Source organism: Prevotella rectalis (genome assembly GCF_900607215.1).
GTDB lineage: Bacteria > Bacteroidota > Bacteroidia > Bacteroidales > Bacteroidaceae > Prevotella > Prevotella brunnea.
The window spans coordinates 870,665-888,755 of the sequence record NZ_LR027820.1 but is presented as its reverse complement, the minus strand read 5'-3'; the positions used below and the strand labels follow the sequence as shown (position 1 = coordinate 888,755).

General features: G+C 40.3%; 15 protein-coding genes. 3 read left to right on the top strand and 12 right to left on the bottom strand.

The window, feature by feature from the left end:
* The 6 genes from E0E16_RS13910 to E0E16_RS04795 form a co-directional block, all read right to left on the bottom strand.
* Positions 1–320, bottom strand: a 320-nt coding sequence (locus E0E16_RS13910) for a hypothetical protein (RefSeq protein ID WP_181951318.1), incomplete at its 3' end; no start/stop codon positions are given.
* Positions 321–717: 397 nt separating this feature from the next.
* The gene (locus tag E0E16_RS04815) at positions 718–2,031 is read right to left on the bottom strand and encodes an MFS transporter (RefSeq protein ID WP_130829274.1); all 1,314 of its coding nucleotides are present in this window, start codon (positions 2,029–2,031) and stop codon (positions 718–720) included.
* Positions 2,032–2,244: 213 nt separating this feature from the next.
* Entirely contained in the window at positions 2,245–3,531 is a 1,287-nt protein-coding gene (locus tag E0E16_RS04810) for a bifunctional folylpolyglutamate synthase/dihydrofolate synthase (RefSeq protein WP_130829272.1), read from the bottom strand.
* Positions 3,532–3,647: 116 nt separating this feature from the next.
* The gene (gene dnaJ / locus E0E16_RS04805; RefSeq protein ID WP_130829270.1) at positions 3,648–4,805 is read right to left on the bottom strand and encodes a molecular chaperone DnaJ; all 1,158 of its coding nucleotides are present in this window, start codon (positions 4,803–4,805) and stop codon (positions 3,648–3,650) included.
* A gap of 14 nt (positions 4,806–4,819) precedes the next feature.
* On the bottom strand, positions 4,820–5,410 hold the full coding sequence (locus E0E16_RS04800; protein ID WP_130829268.1) for a nucleotide exchange factor GrpE: 591 nt from the start codon (positions 5,408–5,410) through the stop codon (positions 4,820–4,822).
* A gap of 79 nt (positions 5,411–5,489) precedes the next feature.
* A complete protein-coding gene (locus tag E0E16_RS04795) occupies positions 5,490–7,109 on the bottom strand; it encodes an ABC-F family ATP-binding cassette domain-containing protein (RefSeq protein ID WP_130829266.1) in 1,620 nt (539 codons plus the stop codon).
* Positions 7,110–7,974: 865 nt separating this feature from the next.
* Between E0E16_RS04795 and E0E16_RS04790 the strand changes: the two genes are divergently transcribed.
* The 3 genes from E0E16_RS04790 to E0E16_RS04785 are packed head-to-tail and all read left to right on the top strand — an operon-like array spanning position 7,975 to position 9,543.
* Positions 7,975–8,877 (top strand): RluA family pseudouridine synthase, encoded by a 903-nt coding sequence (locus E0E16_RS04790; RefSeq protein ID WP_130829264.1) that lies wholly within the window; start codon positions 7,975–7,977, stop codon positions 8,875–8,877.
* Between the two features lie 6 nt (positions 8,878–8,883).
* Positions 8,884–9,039, top strand: a complete 156-nt coding sequence (locus tag E0E16_RS13500; protein ID WP_165444193.1) for a hypothetical protein — start codon at positions 8,884–8,886, stop codon at positions 9,037–9,039.
* 36 nt (positions 9,040–9,075) lie between these two features.
* On the top strand, positions 9,076–9,543 hold the full coding sequence (locus tag E0E16_RS04785; RefSeq protein ID WP_130829262.1) for a nucleoside deaminase: 468 nt from the start codon (positions 9,076–9,078) through the stop codon (positions 9,541–9,543).
* Positions 9,544–9,582: 39 nt separating this feature from the next.
* On the opposite strand, the gene E0E16_RS04780 is transcribed toward E0E16_RS04785, so the two are convergent.
* From E0E16_RS04780 to E0E16_RS04755, 6 genes are all read right to left on the bottom strand, one after another.
* Entirely contained in the window at positions 9,583–10,215 is a 633-nt protein-coding gene (locus E0E16_RS04780; protein ID WP_130829260.1) for an HD domain-containing protein, read from the bottom strand.
* 7 nt (positions 10,216–10,222) lie between these two features.
* Positions 10,223–11,170, bottom strand: coding sequence for a 1,4-dihydroxy-2-naphthoate octaprenyltransferase (menA, locus tag E0E16_RS04775; RefSeq protein WP_130829258.1), 948 nt, complete (start codon positions 11,168–11,170; stop codon positions 10,223–10,225).
* An 8-nt stretch (positions 11,171–11,178) separates the two neighbouring features.
* Positions 11,179–13,563, bottom strand: a complete 2,385-nt coding sequence (locus tag E0E16_RS04770) for a putative porin (protein WP_130829256.1) — start codon at positions 13,561–13,563, stop codon at positions 11,179–11,181.
* Positions 13,563–13,799: a hypothetical protein gene (locus E0E16_RS04765; protein ID WP_130829254.1), complete on the bottom strand. Its 237-nt coding sequence runs from the start codon at positions 13,797–13,799 to the stop codon at positions 13,563–13,565. Before E0E16_RS04765 ends, E0E16_RS04770 begins: the two co-directional genes overlap by 1 nt.
* A 175-nt stretch (positions 13,800–13,974) precedes the next feature.
* Positions 13,975–16,017, bottom strand: coding sequence for an excinuclease ABC subunit UvrB (gene uvrB / locus E0E16_RS04760; RefSeq protein WP_130829252.1), 2,043 nt, complete (start codon positions 16,015–16,017; stop codon positions 13,975–13,977).
* A 1,086-nt stretch (positions 16,018–17,103) separates the two neighbouring features.
* Positions 17,104–18,045, bottom strand: coding sequence for an IS30 family transposase (locus E0E16_RS04755; RefSeq protein ID WP_130828374.1), 942 nt, complete (start codon positions 18,043–18,045; stop codon positions 17,104–17,106).
* Positions 18,046–18,091: the final 46 nt, after the last annotated feature.

Sequence of the window (18,091 nt, the reverse complement as noted above, 5' to 3'; positions counted from 1 at the left end):
ATGAGTTTCTCATAGGCACGGCTGCGCATCTTCTCCAAAGACAATGCGTGTTGGAGGTTCACTATCTTCTGGCGCAATATCTCATTGTCTGTCAAATTCGTTTCTTTATGAGCCATACGATACCTCTGGATTACTTCCGAGGGCAAAGATAACGATTTTGAATCAACGGGCCAACGTTTCAGCCATTGGAACATTGAACCACTAGACACATTCCACTTACGCAATATGGACGCTTGAGAAGCACCGCTAGAATAATAATCGATTAACACTTGCAGCTTGAACGAATACGAAAATTCGCGCGGGGTTTTACGTTTTGTCATAATTTCTTACTTTTTTTATAGTCAGAATTGTGACAAGCTAAATCCGTATAAGACACTTTAGGCAGATAGATGAAGAAAATTTAGGACATTGTTGAACTTTTCTCATATCGGTGGGAAGGATTTTTCGCGTTTTCAATGCCCCGGTCAAATAAAGAATATGTTTGTCTTTTGTTTTGCCCGGACAGGCAGGTATTGATATGAGTTCATTGCGTATGGTTTTTAGTTGGTAAATTGCTGAATAACAAACATCTATAATTGAATATTTCTACAGGAGGTCATTAGAAAAAAGGACTAAAGTGGTTTCTAATGATTGATTAGAGTTTATTTATAGTTACTTCATGCGGTATAGGCAACCCTTGTAGGGGCTGCCCATATCAAGTGGTATTTTATTTTTATTTTATGCTGTTGGAATATCTTTGTTAACATTTTTGCTGCCTATAAGCGCATAGAAACACATGTATCCAACAGCTATCAAGGGAACTATATACGAGATTAAATATCCGGCTTTGTCTGCCACGAAATTTTGAAGGAGTGGGAAAAGCCCTCCACCTACGACCATCATCATGAATATTCCGGAAGCGGATGCTGTGTATTTGCCAAGTCCTTCCGTTGCGAGGTTGAAGATACATGCCCACATTACGCTTGTGCAAAGACCGCAGAGTACCAAGAAGAGCGCACAAATGGGAACCGTAACCATGTTGAACGATGACCCCGTAAATACCGGCATCGATACGGATGAACTTTTCCCTAAGAACATTGCGATGATGATGAATGTCATGGCAAGTATTGTGGTACAAACCATCAAGGTGCGACTTGAAATCTTATCAGCGATAAAGCCGGTGCAAAAGCGTCCGATTAACATCAGAAACCAATAAGTGGCGGCAACCGAACCTGCTATTGCTGTTGCCGTTTGTGGATTGAGTCCACCACCATTTGGGGTAACATCAGACAAATAATAAATCATTGTACCGGGTACGCCTACTTCCACTCCTACATAAACAAAGATAGCAATGACGCCTAAAACAAAATGACGGAAAGCCCAAGGTGAGTGCTCAAACACCGTCTTTGCGTCTGTTTTACCAATCTTTGGGTCTTGTATGGGGACAAAACTCAAGATAACAAACGCTGTGGCAAATACGCCCATGGCAATATAAAGCACAGGATTAACGTCTATCATTGAGGTGTTCTTTGTTACTTGACCTATCAGTGCACCTACGAAAAGTGGAGTTAATGTGCCTGCAAGTGAATTTAACGTTCCACCAATCATGTTTAATTGATTTCCTCTGTTGCCTCCACCTCCAAGGAGATTCAACATCGGATTGACAACAGTGTTCAGCATACAAACGCAAAAACCGGAAATGAAAGCTCCTGTTAAATATATCACGAAACCTGTCATTCTTGAATCGGTAAAGAAACCTGATGCGAATTGAGTCAAGACGCCCATAAAGCCAATGCCGATACCAAGTAAAGCAGTTCTTTTATAACCAATACGACTTAACATTTTCCCTGCGGGAATACCCATGAAGAGGTAAGCCAAAAAGTTCATGGCATTGCCCAACATTCCAACGGTATTGGCACTTTCACCACCGAACGCACTTTTCCAAATTACTCCGATTGGAGCGGCAAGATTTGTTACAAAAGAAATCATTGCATAGAGGAACATCATTGTGATGATGGCAATAATGCTTCCATCTTGTCTGGTATTATTCATTCTCATTTCATCGTTGGTTTATAATGAATCAAAAAGAAGATGCTTTGATTGCGGCATGTCAATTCCTAACATCTTTTTTTGAAAAAGTTACAGTGTCTAATACATTTGAAACTAAATCAATTTCTTGCAAAGGAACTAAAAATAAATGAAAAATACAAGTTAAAGCGCAAGAAAGGATACTAAACGTTTGTTAAAAACGAATAAGCGTTTATATTATCTTATTGTACTTAGTAAATCTGCCACGACATAGCTCGACCCTCCTACGAAAAGGAAGTCGTTTTCATCAGCATCGGTCAGTGCTTCTCGATAAGCGGCGGCAACACTTTTGTAGTTTTTTCCGATAAGACCATATTTTTTCCCGGTCTCGGCTACTTTTTCCACCGGGAAAGCTCTCTTTGTATTTGGCTGAGTCCAATAATAGGATGCGTTGCTCGGCAGAAGCGACATCACCTTGTTCATGTCTTTATCATCTACCATGCCAAACACGATACGCAAATTCTTACATTGCTGATTTTTGATTTGCTTCGATAAGTATAGCCATCCTGCTTCATTATGTCCTGTATCGCAAATGACAGTGGGATGTGTATGCGTTTTCTGCCATCTTCCCATTAATCCGGTTAATTCACAAACATTGGAAAGTCCTTTTGAGATGCTCTCCACGTGTTTGATAACATGCGCGTTATAAAGATTGGCTACAGCTGTTAAAACTGTGTTTGTATTCTTCTCTTGATAATCACCACCCAATTCTCCCTCCAATTCTCCAAAGAGACGTGTCGCATACTTTCTTCCACCCATTGGTGTCGGGGTGGAAGATATTACCATGGGGATGTCTTCTGCGAACACTATGAGCGAATCCTTCTCTTGTGCTTTAGCTTCAAAGATAGCGCGAGTTTCATCCGTTGCTTCACCAATGACAACAGGAGTTCCTTGTTTTATGATTCCCGCTTTTTCTTTGGCAATCTTAGGTAAGGTGTCGCCTAAGAATTGAGTGTGATCTAAAGAGATGTTTGTAATAATGGATAGCAGTGGATTAATGATGTTCGTACAATCCAAACGTCCGCCAAGTCCAACTTCTATCACAGCATAATCAACCTTTTGTTCTGCGAAGTACTTGAATGCCATGGCTGTTGTCAGTTCGAAGAAAGAAGGATGAAGTGGTTCAAAAAAAGCTCTGTGTTTCTCTACAAAGTCAATTACGTATTGCTTGGGAAGCATCTCACCGTTAATTCTTATTCGTTCCCTAAAATCGACCAGGTGTGGACTCGTATAAAGTCCCACTTTGTAACCATCGGCTTGCAAGATAGCGGCCAATGTATGCGAGCAAGAGCCTTTACCGTTGGTCCCTCCAATGTGAATGGAACGAAAATTTTGATGTGGATGCCCAAAGTATTGGTCTAATGCGTATGTATTTGACAATCCTTCTTTGTAGGCGGAAGCACCAACCTGTTCGAACACGGGCGTGCTGTTGAAAAGATATTGGATGGTTTCTTCGTAAGACATTATCTTAAAGAATTTTCGGACAAAAATCCTTACTTATATTTCAGGTGTTTATGTTTGTTTTACTGCGGATTTGATGTTGAAGACGAGGCTTGTTGATACGCGTTCTCTTTTATTTATCAGCTGAATAGTTTCTTGAAGTTTTCAAAAATGGAACGTTTCGTATTGGTATCCCCTTTGAAGTTGTCGCTATCTTTGAACGCTTCTATAGCATTCTTTTCTGACTGGGAAAGTGCTTTGGGGACATAGATGCTGATTTGTACAATCAAATCGCCCATACCGTTTCCATAACCTTGTATGGCGGGAAGTCCTTTTCCGCGTAAGCGTAGAGTCTTTCCCGGTTGAGTTCCGGGTTCTATCTTGATTTTTACATATGTTCCATCAATGGTTGGAATATCAACTTGTCCTCCCAATACTGCCGTGGGGAAGTCCAATAAAAGATTATAGATTACATTCTGACCATCGCGAACAAAAGTAGTGTTTTCCTCCTCTTCTATGTAAACTTGAATGTTACCCGTAATTCCATTTCGTTTTCCTGCATTGCCTTTCCCCGGAACATTAACGACCATGCCTTCAGCGACACCTGCGGGAATGTTGATTTCCACAACTTCCTCACCTTTTACAACGCCATCTCCATGGCAATGAGAACATTTGTTTTTTATGATTTTCCCTTCTCCACCACAGACGTGACATGTCGTTTGAGTTTGCATGACACCGAAGATGCTGTGTTGAGTGCGAATCTCCATTCCGCTACCATGACAATTCGGGCATTGCTCGGAAACGCTTCCGTTTTCTGCACCCGTTCCGTGGCAATGATCGCAAACTACATCTTTCCTTACCTTAAATTTCTTCGTAACCCCGGTAGCAACCTCCTGTAACGAAAGTCTTACTTTCAACCTAAGATCAGCACCGCGATATTTTGGTGATTGGTGTGAACTTCTTGATCCTCCGAAGCCTCCGAAGCCTCCACCGCCTCCAAAAACATCGCCGAACATAGAAAAGATATCGTCCATAGAGAAACCGGCTCCATTTCCAAACCCGCCAAATCCACCACCCGGACCATCAAATCCGAACTGATCGTATTGTTGACGTTTTTGCGGGTCATTGAGTACGCTATAAGCTTCCGCGGCTTCTTTGAATTTCTCTTCTGCTTTGGGGTCATCCGGATTTCTGTCCGGATGGTACTTGATAGCTATTCTTCTGTATGCCTTTTTTATTTCATTTTCCGAAGCGTTTTTATCAACGCCAAGTACTTCGTAATAGTCTCTTTTTGCCATGGTTGTTTGTCGAATTATTGTCCTACGGCTACCTTAGAGTGGCGTATCACTTTATCGTTCAATGTGTAGCCCGTCTGAACACAATCCACTATTTTACCTTTTTTTTCATTTTCCACACCCGGCACCATTGCGATTGCTTCATGGTAGTCCACGTTGAAATCTTTGTCTTCTGTTTCGATTTTGTTCACCCCCAAATTTTCCAATGTCTTGAGGAATTTCTTGAAAATGAGTTCAAATCCTTCTTTAATGGCTCCTGCGTCTTCTGTTTTGTCTGCCACGGCGCGCTCGAAATCGTCTAAGATGGGAAGAATGGCTACGATTGTTTTCTCGCTACCATTTAGAATTAGTTCCGCTTTTTCCTTTAAGGTGCGTTTCTTATAATTCTCAAATTCCGCATAGAGTCGAATGTATTTTTCTTTCCACTCTTCAATGCTTTCTTTTATTTCTTCTTCTTCCGTTTTTTCTTCTTGGGGATCTTGCTCAAGTGCTTCTTGCGACTCGTTGGGTGAAGTTTCTTTCGTTTGTGCTGTTTCCTCCGCTGCCGATCCTGTTTTATTGTTCAATTCGGCTTCTTCTACTGTTATATTTTTTTTCTTTTTACTCATTGTATGGATTTCGTTATTTTAATTTATCCACAATCATGCAAATGACGTGCCAAACTCGATACTTATGGTATCAGCCTGTTTATTCATACATTTGTGCTCTTTTCTCCTTGATTTTCTCATCATGGATATATTCATCGTAGTTCATGAGCTTGTCGATGGTACCATTAGGCGTAAGTTCTATGATTCTGTTGGCAACCGTACCAATGAACGCGTGGTCGTGTGAGCTAAAAAGGATGTTTCCCTTGAAGCCGACAAGGTTGTTGTTGAAAGCCTGGATGCTCTCAAGGTCAAGATGGTTGGTTGGTGTATCGAGGATGAGGCAGTTGGCATTTTGTAGTTGCATTCTTGCTATCATACAACGCATTTTTTCTCCTCCGGAAAGCACTTTTACTTTTTTCTCTACCTCTTCTTGTTTGAACAGCATTCTACCGAGATACCCTTTCATTGCCACCTCATTTCCGGTTCCATATTGTGAAAGCCAATCCACAAGATTCAAGTCGCAATTGAAATAATCTGTGTTATCAAGTGGTAGATAAGCTGTTGTGATGGTTATGCCCCAGTTAAATTTTCCTCCGTCTGCTTTGCGTTCGCCATTAATGATTTTGAATAACGCAGTCATAGCTTTTGGGTTTCGAGAAAGGAATACAACCTTTTGTTCCTTTTCAACATTAAAGTTTACATGGTCGAACAATACCGTTCCATCTGGTTCCACAGCCTTCAAATCTTCCACTTCGAGTATTTGATTTCCCGGTTCTCTTTCCATCTGAAAGATAATGCCGGGATATTTACGACTTGACGGACGAATTTCCTCTACGTTCAGTTTCTCAAGCATTTTTTTGCGTGAAGTGGTCTGTTTACTTTTTGCCACATTGGCAGAGAAACGACGGATGAATTCCTCCAATTGCTTTCTTTTTTCATCTGCTTTCATCTTCTGGTTTTGAGCTTGTCTCAATGCAAGTTGTGAACTCTCGTACCAAAATGAGTAGTTACCTGCAAATACCGTTACTTTTCCAAAGTCGATATCTATGGTCTGTGTGCTTACAGAATCCAAGAAGTGTCGGTCGTGTGATACCACCAAAACTGTTTGATTCTCTTCTATCTCGCTCAGATATTCTTCCAACCATTCAACGGTTTCAAGGTCTAAGTCATTGGTGGGCTCATCAAGGAGGAGGTTCTCCGGTTTGCCAAAGAGGGCTTTCGCGAGCATGACGCGAACTTTTTCGTTGTTCGACAATTCGCTCATTATCTTTTGATGCAGATTTTCGTTCACACCAAGGTTTTGCAATAATTGGGCTGCTTCACTTTCGGCTTCCCAACCATTCATTTCTGCAAATTTCAATTCCAATTCAGCAGCCCGGTTTCCATCTTCTTCTGTCATTTCCGCTTTGCTGTATAGCTCCTCCCGTTCTTTTATGTTTTTCCACAGTGGCTCGTGCCCCATGAGAACGGTATCCATTACCTTGTATTCATCATATTTGAAATGGTCTTGTTCCAATACGGAAAGACGTTCCCCCGGACCTAATTCTATGGTTCCTTTATTGGGCTCCAAGTCGCCGGATATGGCTCGTAGCAATGTAGATTTTCCGGCACCGTTGGCCCCTATGACGCCATAGATGTTACCAGGAGTGAATTTTATATTAACATCCTTGTATAGAACTCTTTTTCCGAATTGAACGGCAATGTTTGAAAGTGTAATCATTATTAATTATATCCTATTTTTTTTCTGTTTGCAAAGTTACGACAAATCTTTTGAATATCCACTAAAAGCAAGTATAATGTAGTTCAATCCCCAAGGATTCCCTTGCTCTTCCGGTCTTGTTTGCTAAGGTATCGACTTCTCACTACATTTTTCTTGAATTATTTTTTGTTTCGCTCTATTGAATTTTCGCTGAAGATGACACGAATCGAGTAAGGAAAGTTGTGCATGAATTGGAGTAAGAATTTATTACAAAAGTTTATTCTTTTTCAAATGATATTTCGGCAATTATTCTATCTGAACCCAATCCAGATATTCTTCCCATGCAAGTATGAGAACCAATTCATTAGCTATTGGTTTTTAAAAGCTAAGCTTTTGGAGCGCAATAGCTAAGCTTTTGGATTGCAATATCTAAGCTTTTAAAATGAAGTTTGTAAGGGGCAGATTATCAGGGCTTTTCGTATGTCCTTAAAAAACTTCATTCCTGTTAAGCCTTTGAAAATAATTGCGATGTTCTGATTGATTGAATACCGATGATTTGGAATTGTATTTTTTATTACATTCCGATGATTATATTTTTGGAAAGGTTGCTTGAAGCACTGAGTTTGTAGTTTCATCCGGCATCTGTGATGTTATTGAAATTCGATATGAGGCAAAGAAAGGTTATTCCTATTCAAATCTGTTCAAAGTCCCACCAAAATATGAATTAAGAGCAAGAAATTGGCTTCCGTCCGGCAGCACGATACATTCTTTTCAACCTATGATTGGTGTGTGAATTGTTCGAAATTCTCACGAAATTAACAACCATTAACTAAGACTTTTCAAACGAAACGAGGCTTTTTGTTCCGAAACATCGTATCTTTGCAATATGATAAGAAATCAAGGTTCACGGCAGCGTAAGGAGCAATATAAAGTGATGAGGGTGGAGGAATCCGCCCCTTTGTTGGAATGGCTGTTGGCTAATTCCGGTCAGAGCAAGTCGAAGACTAAGGCAACCCTTCAAAATCGGGGCGTAAAGGTGAACAAACGTTTGGTTACTCAATTCGATTTCATGTTGAGTCCCGGTGATGAAGTAACAATAAGCCTGAGTAAGAAAAACGATCAGTTTCAAAGTCGCTATCTGAAGTTGGTCTATGAAGATAAGTTTTTATTGGTGATAGAGAAAAATTGTGGAATATTGTCGATGGCGGCCGGGCACTCATCGCTGAATGTTAAAAAGGTGTTGGATGATTACTTTCACAAGTCCCACCAGCGCTGTACTGCCCATGTGGTTCATCGTCTTGATCGCGATACATCCGGCTTGATGATTTATGCCAAGGATATTCAAACTGCACAACTGTTGGAGCATGATTGGCACAACATTGTTTATGATCGGCGATATGTTTCGGTTTTAAGTGGGCAGGTTGAGAACAATGAAGGAACGATTGCCAATTGGCTGAAGGATAATAAATCGTACGTAACTTACAGTTCGTCCGTTGATAATGGGGGTAAGTATGCCATAAGTCATTTTCACCTCTTGAATCGCTCTGAAAAATATTCTCTCGTAGATTTCAAGCTTGAAACCGGTAGAAAGAATCAAATTCGCGTTCATGCGGCAGACATGGGACATCCGGTATGCGGTGATATAAAATATGGAAATGGCGACAATCCTATTCATCGGTTGGCTCTCCATGCCTATGTGCTTTGTTTTTATCATCCCATAACCCATCGTCCCATGGAATTTGAGACGGCAATACCGGCAAGCTTTAGAAGCCTTTTTGGAAGAGAATAATTGTTTATGGCTAATTTGGAATATTATATTGGCGTCATCCTTGTAATCGTTGCCTGTGCTTTTCTGATTAAGAAAGTGGCAGGTTGCATCTTTAGAATTGTCATTGCCGTGATTGCACTTGCCATCATTGCTTACTTTCTAAGAAGTTTGGGGTATATTTAATAGAAACATTAACATAAAATAAAAGAATTGAGATTTATGACACACGAAGAATTGATGCGTAGAGCCATAGAGCTATCGGAAAAAAGTGTTCGAAGTGGTGGGGGACCTTTTGGCGCAGTGATAGCTCGAGATGGAGAAATAGTGGCAGAAGGCAGTAACAATGTAACGATAGATTTGGATCCTACAGCTCATGCAGAGGTATCGACCATTAGGAAGGCTTGCTCTAAATTAGGAACATTCGATTTGAGTGGTTGCGCGATTTATACATCGTGCGAACCTTGTCCGATGTGTTTGGGAGCCATCTATTGGGCGCATCTTGATAAAATCTATTATGCCAATGATCGTAAAGACGCTGCGAAGATTGGTTTTGATGATGATTTCATTTATGAGGAGATAGCGATTAAACCACAATATCGCAAGAAACCATCTGAGATTTTGCTCCGTTCTGAGGCTATCAACGCATTTAAAATGTGGGAGAGCAAAACCGATAAGACAGAGTATTAAACCGATTTAATCCTTGTTTTGATCAAGACTAAGAGCTGATTATTGATTTATTTTTTTATAATAAAGTTCAAAAACCTCTCTTAGTTTTGATTCGTTGCCGATGATAGCACGGATATATTCCAGATTTTTCGCATTGGAGGAATTGGAAATCCACAATCGGATATAGCCAAAGCGACCATACTTTTCTTTCATGTGAGAATAGAAACGGTGCCACTGCTCCTCTTTGTTTTTTTCAGGATAGTTCTCCATTCCATATTCTATGGCACGTGAGAACACCATTTCAGGATCAAGGTCGCGGTCTGCTTCGGCAACAATTTTCCCATAGATGCTTCTCGGAGTTCGGGAACTGCTTGCCCGATGATCCTCAACAGCCTCTTTCATGATTTGTAGTTGTTGGGCTGTAAACCATTTCCTTAGTCGGGTGTCTGCCATGAGTATTTTACCACTTGTGATGTGGTGTACAGCTCTGGGACCTTCCATGCCGAGGTCGTGATAACCTGCGATGACGTATGCCATGTTCATGTCAGCACCAGTTATCTTTGCCAGTTCGATAGAATTTTTTATCACTCGCTGCGCGTGAATGATACCATGCGATTTGCCGAAAGCATTGTAACGAGGAAGAATTTGTTGTTCAACAAATTCCATGATTTCTAAATTTACTCCTTGTATCATATTGTTCTTAGTTGGATAAAAATAAAAAACCTATGGAAGACAGAATGCCGAAAATAAACATATTACGAGCTGTCTGACTGAGCGTTCGGTTCAATCCTTTTCCATGATTAATTCTTTTCATTTCCAGATAAGTTTTTCCGTGTACATAGAGATAGGGAAGAATAATGGCAATGCTAAATATTATCATCTTGTTGTTTTCCATGAGATAGGCGATACATATAAGCAAGACACCCATTCCCCCCAATAGGCAATAGAGAAGTTCTGCGTTCTTTTCCCCGATTCTTACAATCAGCGTTAGCTTCTTGTCGCGTCTGTCGTTCTCTCTATCTCTGTAATTATTCACCACAAGTAAAGTGTCAATAACTAAACCGCAGGCAATTGAAGCCGTAAAGACTTGCGATGTAATGCTTTGCAATGATGGGGGGAGTATCACATAATAACTAATGCAGACAGGTACGATACCGAAAAAAACGACTACAAGCAGATCGCCTAAACCCCAATAGGATAGTGTGGTGGTGTAGAGAAAGCAGAAAATCATGCAGAAAATTCCAACGACCAGCATTTTCATTCCTCCATAATAAATGAGTGGGACACCTATAATCGCCGCGAAGAATGAAGTGAAAAACAAGCCCCATCGCATGGCGTGGAGTGTGATCCATCCTTCTGAGCAAGCTCTTTGGGGACCAAGTCTGGTTTCTTTGTCATCATTCCCTTTGAGACAGTCAAAGTAATCATTGATGAAATTGGCGTCTATCTGCATGATGAACGCGAAAAGAAAACATAAGATGGCTGGAATGATTCGGAATTTCTCCCAGCCAGCATCTTTATAGGCTAAAGTTACGCCAATCATCACTGGAACGGCAGCCCCGGTTAAGGTTCGTGGTCGTGCGGCAAGAAGCCAGGCGTTAAAAGAATTTGTTCTAACATTGTGCTCCATCTCCGAACAGTATGTCATTTTTCATTTTAGTTAAAAAAGTTCCAACTCACGCCAAATCTGAAAATACGCTGATTGAGTGGGTAGTGGGGGGTGAAAAAATAATTACCTCCATCGCTGCTGTTCAAGTGCGACATCATGATAAAAAAGCGTGTATGTTGGAGTTGGAAATTCGCGTAAGCATTAATCACCGGGTAATTTCCAATTTTGGTTTTGTTCTCGTTTATTTCTTGAATTCCAAAGTAGCCTATTCCGGGGATATATTCAGGTGCGAAGTATTTAGTAAAATATCGTGCATCAACTCCCAAATCACAACTTAAAACCTTGGCAATCTTGAATCTAATAAAAAGATTTGAATAGGCATTGAATATGGGGAGAGGCAGAGCGTTCTCATCGCTTGACTTTTGGAATGTCAATACATTTTGCCAATTGATTATTCCAAAACGGAAATCCTGCTGCAATTGAAGTGTTAGCAAACTTATCGCGCCTTTATTTTGTCTGACGTTTACTTCGTTTTTTATACTTTGAAAATTATCACCGTTTTGTATTCTATTGTTGCGTAATGCGAAATAACTATAGTTTTTTATCATGTCGTAACCAATGCGAAGCCTTGTCTCAGTCTTTTTCCACGAGAGTTCACCTAATAATCTGGAATGGATTACTTGGTCAAGGCTGTTATCCCACCAATAATGACTTGATCGGAATGTGTCCATATAGAAAGAAGGCGCGACCCTATGAAAGAAAGCTGTGGCAGCAAGTTGAACTGTATCACCAAGCAGAGGGAAATTTACATCGGCATGTCCATCAATCTGTAAGTCGCCGGCATTATGACCTGCTATCCAAGCTTCGGCACTTACGTCATAATGAAGCGTTTTGCCTGCGGTCTTTAACAGCTGCCCACCAACAGAGATTTCTTGTTGATTCCATTTCTCATAGCCCGACAACAAAGTTTTATTGGATGTCGCTTCTGTCATTACTGATGGTAATTCGTAATGTCTCAGTTCGTGCGATACAAACGCCTTTAAGCCGGCTTTTGCCCATTTGTTGAATCCTTCCAGCAATGCCACTGCCACTGTATTTTTTAATGCCCAGTGTTTGGTCATGTCATAAATAGAATCCCCCGAGTTTACATTTTGGCTAAAGTAGTTGTTTGCGTAGTAGTTATCGGGCGTTTGGTAGGCTTGATAAATACGCCGATAATTACTGAAACGCGTGGTATGGATGAAACTGGTTACCGGAATATATTCGTTCTTCATCCATTCATTAGACGTTTCTTTTTCGGAGATAGGAGATCGCTTCGCCTCCGCCATCTGAGTGGAATCTTGCATATTTACTTCGATTCGCTTTTCATTATTTTCCGATTTACCCATTGTAATGGGAGCATCGCCCATAATCTTTGCGTTCTCTGGTCGTCCCATTGATGCGTTTTTCTTGTCATATTCTGCTTCATTGAACGTACCGCCGTTTTGTTCAGATTGTTTTCTGGCTTTGTCTTTTTCGTCTTTGTCTTTTTTAGCCTTGTTGGATTTAATCGCGAATTTTTTGGCTTTGATCTCATCCTCGGTCATTGGTATCTTTTTATAGAAACCAAGATTATATCTGTGGGTGAAGAAGATGTGTTGATTGTCGTTCCTGTTCCAGTTTTGCTCAAGAACGGTTGGTATTTCGTTAGTTCGATACGAGTCCTTAAACTTTTCCGGATGTGTGATATACGCATCGTTTGTTATTCCTCCTCCCTCAGTAACTTTCTGATGGTTCAGTGAGAAGAAAAGAAGGGCTAAGTACCGTTCACCCATATAGCTTCCCCACATGGAATAATCAGTGTGGGAAGTATTTTGGTTGCTATAGTAACCCCTCCCATAAAGATAATCGAACTTAAATCCGAATCCCCATCTTTTTCCTGCATTTACAGCAAAGAGAGCTTTGAAGTGATCTTCTCCGTTGGTTCGGTTGCCGGCTCCATTATAAGAAAGGTTAGTGATTGGGGATAGGGTAGAGGTGAAATGAAAGTCGCCGGGTTCAACAATGAATTGGTCGTATGGATCAAGAAAAAGAAATTCTTTCGCATTCTTTCTATCTATAAATATACGATTTTGGCGTGGCGACCCAAGATTGCCCAAGGAATTATATTCACCACGTAAGCCTGTGTTGAAGACGGAATTCATATACATGTCCGAAAGCGTGTCGGGTGTTATGATGGTCTTATCTCCAAAATGCTCATCCACAGTCCATACTTTTAGACCTCTTGGGATTTCTTTGTGCTGGTTGGTAGAGTCGGATGAGCCTAATTGACGATTTTGCCTATTACCGGTACCGCTTAACGTGCGGTTGTCGCCCATCTCTGTATAATCCTGTGCGTTGATGGCAGAGACAATTGTCAATATTAAAACGATTAAGGCGAATGATCTCTTCATTATCTGAACAAACGTAGTATAACTTCGAAAAACTTAAATACCATGGAAGCCAATATAACAATTGTTCCCAATCTTTCGTATTGTGGCATGATATATAGAATAACACCAACGATGGCACCTAACATGAAGATAGAATTGAGCCATTGTCGAATTTTCAAGAATCTATCTTGTGGTTTTTGAATCCTTGTTCTGTGTTGTGGGCGAGATGCCGTGCTGTTTTGTATTTCGTCTGCCATAATTATTTGTTTTAACGCTAATTCATAATCCTCATGTTATTACCTATAAGCATAAAGCAAGTTAATGCGAAAATGAGAATTCCATTCCTGTTTATTTTCTTAAAGCAAAGGTATGAAAAATTAGTTTATTACTAATCTGTTATATGATTTTTAACTTTTTAACATTGACTTTTAACTATTTCAATTCCAATTCCTTTTGCAATCTGATAATCTCATCTCTGTATTGTGCGGCTTGCAAGAAGTCTAAATCTTTAGCAGCTTGTTTCATTCGTGCCGTTGTGTTTTGTATGCTTTTTTCCAATTGTGCTTTGGTCATTCTCATGATGATGGGGTCGGCGGCCATAGCTGATTCTTGCGTAGGACCGGAATAAAATACTTGCGGTTTTTTTGACTTAGTTTCCTGTGTTTGAGCATTTGATGGTTCTATATTTGATAGCGCTCCCTTTATAGCTCTGACAATTTGTCTCGGTGTAATGTGATGTTCCTCATTATATTTCAGCTGTTTCTCCCTTCGGCGCATTGTTTCATCTATTGTCTTTTGCATGCTTTCTGTAATGGTGTCGGCATACATGATAACTTTTCCATTTATATTTCTGGCGGCACGTCCTGCCGTTTGTGTTAAGCTGCGATGACTCCTAAGGAAACCTTCTTTATCGGCATCCAATATGGCTACCAATGAAACTTCCGGCAAATCGAGTCCTTCTCTCAGTAGATTTACCCCTACCAAAACATCGTATATTCCTTTGCGTAAGTCATTGATAATTTTCACCCTGTCAAGATTTGCGACATCACTGTGGATGTATGCGGTGCGGATATCATGATTTAGCAGATATTCTGTTAATTCTTCTGCCATTCTTTTGGTTAGAGTTGTGATTAATACCCGCTCTTCTTTTTCACTTCGGGTAATAATTTCTTCTACGAGATTATCGATTTGATTTTCAGATGGTCTTACTTCGATTTCGGGATCAAGTAGTCCGGTTGGCCGGATTAATTGTTCTACGACAACACCTTCTGCTTCTTTTAATTCAAAGTCAGCCGGAGTGGCTGATACATAAATGATCTGGTTGATTAAGCTGTGGAACTCTTCAAACTTGAGGGGGCGATTATCAAATGCGGCAGGCAACCTGAACCCAAATTCCACAAGATTCTTTTTTCGGGCGCGGTCGCCTCCATACATGGCAGATATTTGCGGCACACTCACATGGCTTTCATCAATAATGATAAGATTGTCTTTGGGAAAGAAGTCCAAAAGGCAATAGGGGCGTTGTCCGGCTTCGCGCCCATCAAAATAGCGCGAATAGTTTTCTATTCCAGAGCAATGTCCCAACTCTTTTATCATTTCCATATCATATTCCACGCGTTCTTTAATGCGTTGTGCCTTAATGGAATCTCCTATTTCCTTAAAGAAATTAATTTGCATGACCAAGTCATCTTGTATCATGTGAATTGCGTTTTGCGTCTGCTCTTTGGTTGTAACAAAAAGATTGGCAGGATAAACTTCATATTCTTCAAACGATGCTATGCGATGAAATGTAATTGAATCTACTTCTTCTATTTCTTCTATTTCATCATCCCACCAAGTAATTCTGAGCGTAGTGTCGCTATAAGCCATGGCAATATCCACCGTATCGCCTTTCACCCTGAAGTTTCCTCGTTGCAGCTCAATGTCATTTCTTACGTAGAGCGCATTGACAAGTTTTCGGAGAAATTCGTTTCTGTCTAATATTTGACCTTTCTTTATTTTAATCACACTGTCTTTCATCGCAACAGGACCTCCCATTCCATAGATGCAGGATACGGAGGAGACTACAACCACATCCTTTCTGCCGGATAATAATGATGAAACGGCAGAGAGACGCAACTTGTCAATTTCATCGTTGATGGCAAGATCTTTCTCTATATACGTGTCCGTTGAAGGTAAATAGGCTTCAGGTTGATAATAGTCATAATATGAAACATAATACTCTACGGCATTATTGGGAAAAAAGCCTTTCATTTCTTCGAAGAGTTGAGCTGCCAACGTCTTATTATGCGATAAAATAAGTGTCGGCTTATTCACATTGGCGATTACATTTGCCATTGTGAACGTCTTTCCCGAACCTGTTACGCCTAAAAGTACCTGACTTTTATCACCTCGTTCAATTCCTTCAGTCAGTTCTTTTATAGCCTCCGGTTGGTCTCCGGTTGGTTGATATTGTGATGTTAGTTTGAAATCCATTATCGAACGCAAAGTTAAGTAAATTTCTTAAATAATGCGTCAAATAATCATAGAAAGACGGTCATTAGAGTTTCTCGGTATCGTGTGACAGTGAAACATCTTTTATCTTTTCCTAATGGAATTCTAAATAATTTTGTGTCCACGCATGGTTGTTCAAATCACGAGGGGCTTTACGTATTTTTTTCAATGCTGAATAGCACCATCTCTTCTTGCCTCTAATTCATATTCAGGTGATGGCAAACAAACGCTTGATAGTGAACATTCGATCCACACATCAACATGAAATTATATTACAAAAGCCACGTCTGAAACGCGCTCTGTAATTTATTGATAATCAGGGTGATAGTAATTGCAGTTTAAAAGCTTAGCTTTTGCACTCCAAAAGGTAAGCTATTGCAATGCAAAAGGTAAGCTATTGCAATGCAAAAGGTAAGCTTTTAAAATGGGGACAATTAATGGTTGCAAAATAAAGCTCAAACGAAGGCGAAAAACGGATGCCCGGAAACAAATGAGGGGGACAATAGAAAACAGGATATGGACAATGGTGAGAACCTTGGCTTTTTCCATTATGATGCTTTGTAAATAACTAATTTCTCCACAAGGGTTTACCCATTTTGATACACCCCCTGCCAATGCCTTGCCAAAATCATTTGGGACGCCGTTAGGTTAAATATGTTAAAAAGATTGGAAATAATTGTTATTATCGATGTTTTGGTGTACCTTTGCATGGGATTGGAAAAATTACATATAAACAATGTTTCCCATTGTAAGAACTTAAGACACAAAGAGAACTAAACATGCAGGCAAGAATATCATATACATTGCGACACGACGACGTCGGCAAATGCCCTCTTGATTGTGATTCAATGTTGGCGGGCTTCTTCTGCACAACACTTTTACAAACGAGGCAGACATAAATCATGGCACGCGCCTTATCCTGCAATCCGTATGTCAGGACGGCATGTGTTCCTTTTACTCAACAGCATTTAATAATAAAAATCTATAATTACTTAATTTTATGAAACAAAATTACAACAACAAGAAAAAGCACCGCGGCGCACGCAGAGTCAACCAGCAAGTGCAAAATTATAAAACGTATTTGAAGAATTCACACTTTGGAGTAGAAAAGTTTAATTTTTCTCTCGGTCTTTCGTTCAATTTCTTTTGTATCGACATAATTCTCTTGTCTGTGTAATGTTCAAACGAATCCTTTTTCGGTATATATTGTCTGATTAGTTTATTTGTATTCTCAATAGCTCCCTTTTGCCAAGAACAATATGGATCAGCGAAGTATACGGGCACGCCCAAGAACTTGGTAATATCCTTATGTGCCGCAAATTCAGGTCCGTTGTCTGTTGTAATGGTCTTCAGAATGTCCTTGTATGGTAGCAGCAGTTTTCTAACTACCTTTGCCAGAGGCTTTGCCTGCTTCCCAAATGGCAGTTTCTGCATAAGCAGCATATTGGTGGATTTCTCTACCAGTGTGAGTATGGCATGCTGGTCAGGGTCTACGATCAAGTCCATCTCAAAATCTCCAAATCTCTTCCCGTCAACTTCCTTACTTCTTTCATGGATACTCAACCTGTCTTTAATTGGAAAATGCCTGCCCTTGGGACGATGCCTGTATTTCATCTTATGCCTTGTGTGTTTGGCAAGTTCCCCTGTTGTATCATTATGAATGATATTATAAATGGATTGGTGGGACACCTTTATTCCCTCATTCTTGCGCAGATAACCTGATATTTGTCGTGGAGACCACTGGTCATTGGTGATATATTCCTTAATTCTCCAGACTAATTCGTTAGAGAGCCTGGCGTTCTTTACCGTTCTCTTTCTGCGCTGCATAGCCATATCGTGCGCCTTTGTCCAGATATACTTTTCTGATGGCGTGCTGTTGCGTTTGATTTCACGTGATAGTGTTGACTGACTGATGCCGACGATTGTGGCAATCTCTTTTCTCCCTGTTTTCTTTTGGAGTAAGGCGAAAATTTGCGACCTTTGCTCCGAGGTTAATTGATGATATTTCACAATACAAAGTTAATTAATCTTGGGGAGACAGAGGTCTCCCTTTTTT

Excerpts from the sequence above, each read along its gene's own strand:
- E0E16_RS04815 (WP_130829274.1), bottom strand. The coding sequence starts at position 2,031 with ATGAATAATACCAGACAAGATGGAAGCATTATTGCCATCATCACAATG.
- E0E16_RS04810 (WP_130829272.1), bottom strand. The coding sequence starts at position 3,531 with ATGTCTTACGAAGAAACCATCCAATATCTTTTCAACAGCACGCCCGTG.
- dnaJ (WP_130829270.1), bottom strand. The coding sequence starts at position 4,805 with ATGGCAAAAAGAGACTATTACGAAGTACTTGGCGTTGATAAAAACGCT.
- E0E16_RS04800 (WP_130829268.1), bottom strand. The coding sequence starts at position 5,410 with ATGAGTAAAAAGAAAAAAAATATAACAGTAGAAGAAGCCGAATTGAAC.
- E0E16_RS04795 (WP_130829266.1), bottom strand. The coding sequence starts at position 7,109 with ATGATTACACTTTCAAACATTGCCGTTCAATTCGGAAAAAGAGTTCTA.
- E0E16_RS04790 (WP_130829264.1), top strand. The coding sequence starts at position 7,975 with ATGATAAGAAATCAAGGTTCACGGCAGCGTAAGGAGCAATATAAAGTG.
- E0E16_RS13500 (WP_165444193.1), top strand. The coding sequence starts at position 8,884 with ATGGCTAATTTGGAATATTATATTGGCGTCATCCTTGTAATCGTTGCC.
- E0E16_RS04785 (WP_130829262.1), top strand. The coding sequence starts at position 9,076 with ATGACACACGAAGAATTGATGCGTAGAGCCATAGAGCTATCGGAAAAA.
- E0E16_RS04780 (WP_130829260.1), bottom strand. The coding sequence starts at position 10,215 with ATGATACAAGGAGTAAATTTAGAAATCATGGAATTTGTTGAACAACAA.
- menA (WP_130829258.1), bottom strand. The coding sequence starts at position 11,170 with ATGACATACTGTTCGGAGATGGAGCACAATGTTAGAACAAATTCTTTT.
- E0E16_RS04770 (WP_130829256.1), bottom strand. The coding sequence starts at position 13,563 with ATGAAGAGATCATTCGCCTTAATCGTTTTAATATTGACAATTGTCTCT.
- E0E16_RS04765 (WP_130829254.1), bottom strand. The coding sequence starts at position 13,799 with ATGGCAGACGAAATACAAAACAGCACGGCATCTCGCCCACAACACAGA.
- uvrB (WP_130829252.1), bottom strand. The coding sequence starts at position 16,017 with ATGGATTTCAAACTAACATCACAATATCAACCAACCGGAGACCAACCG.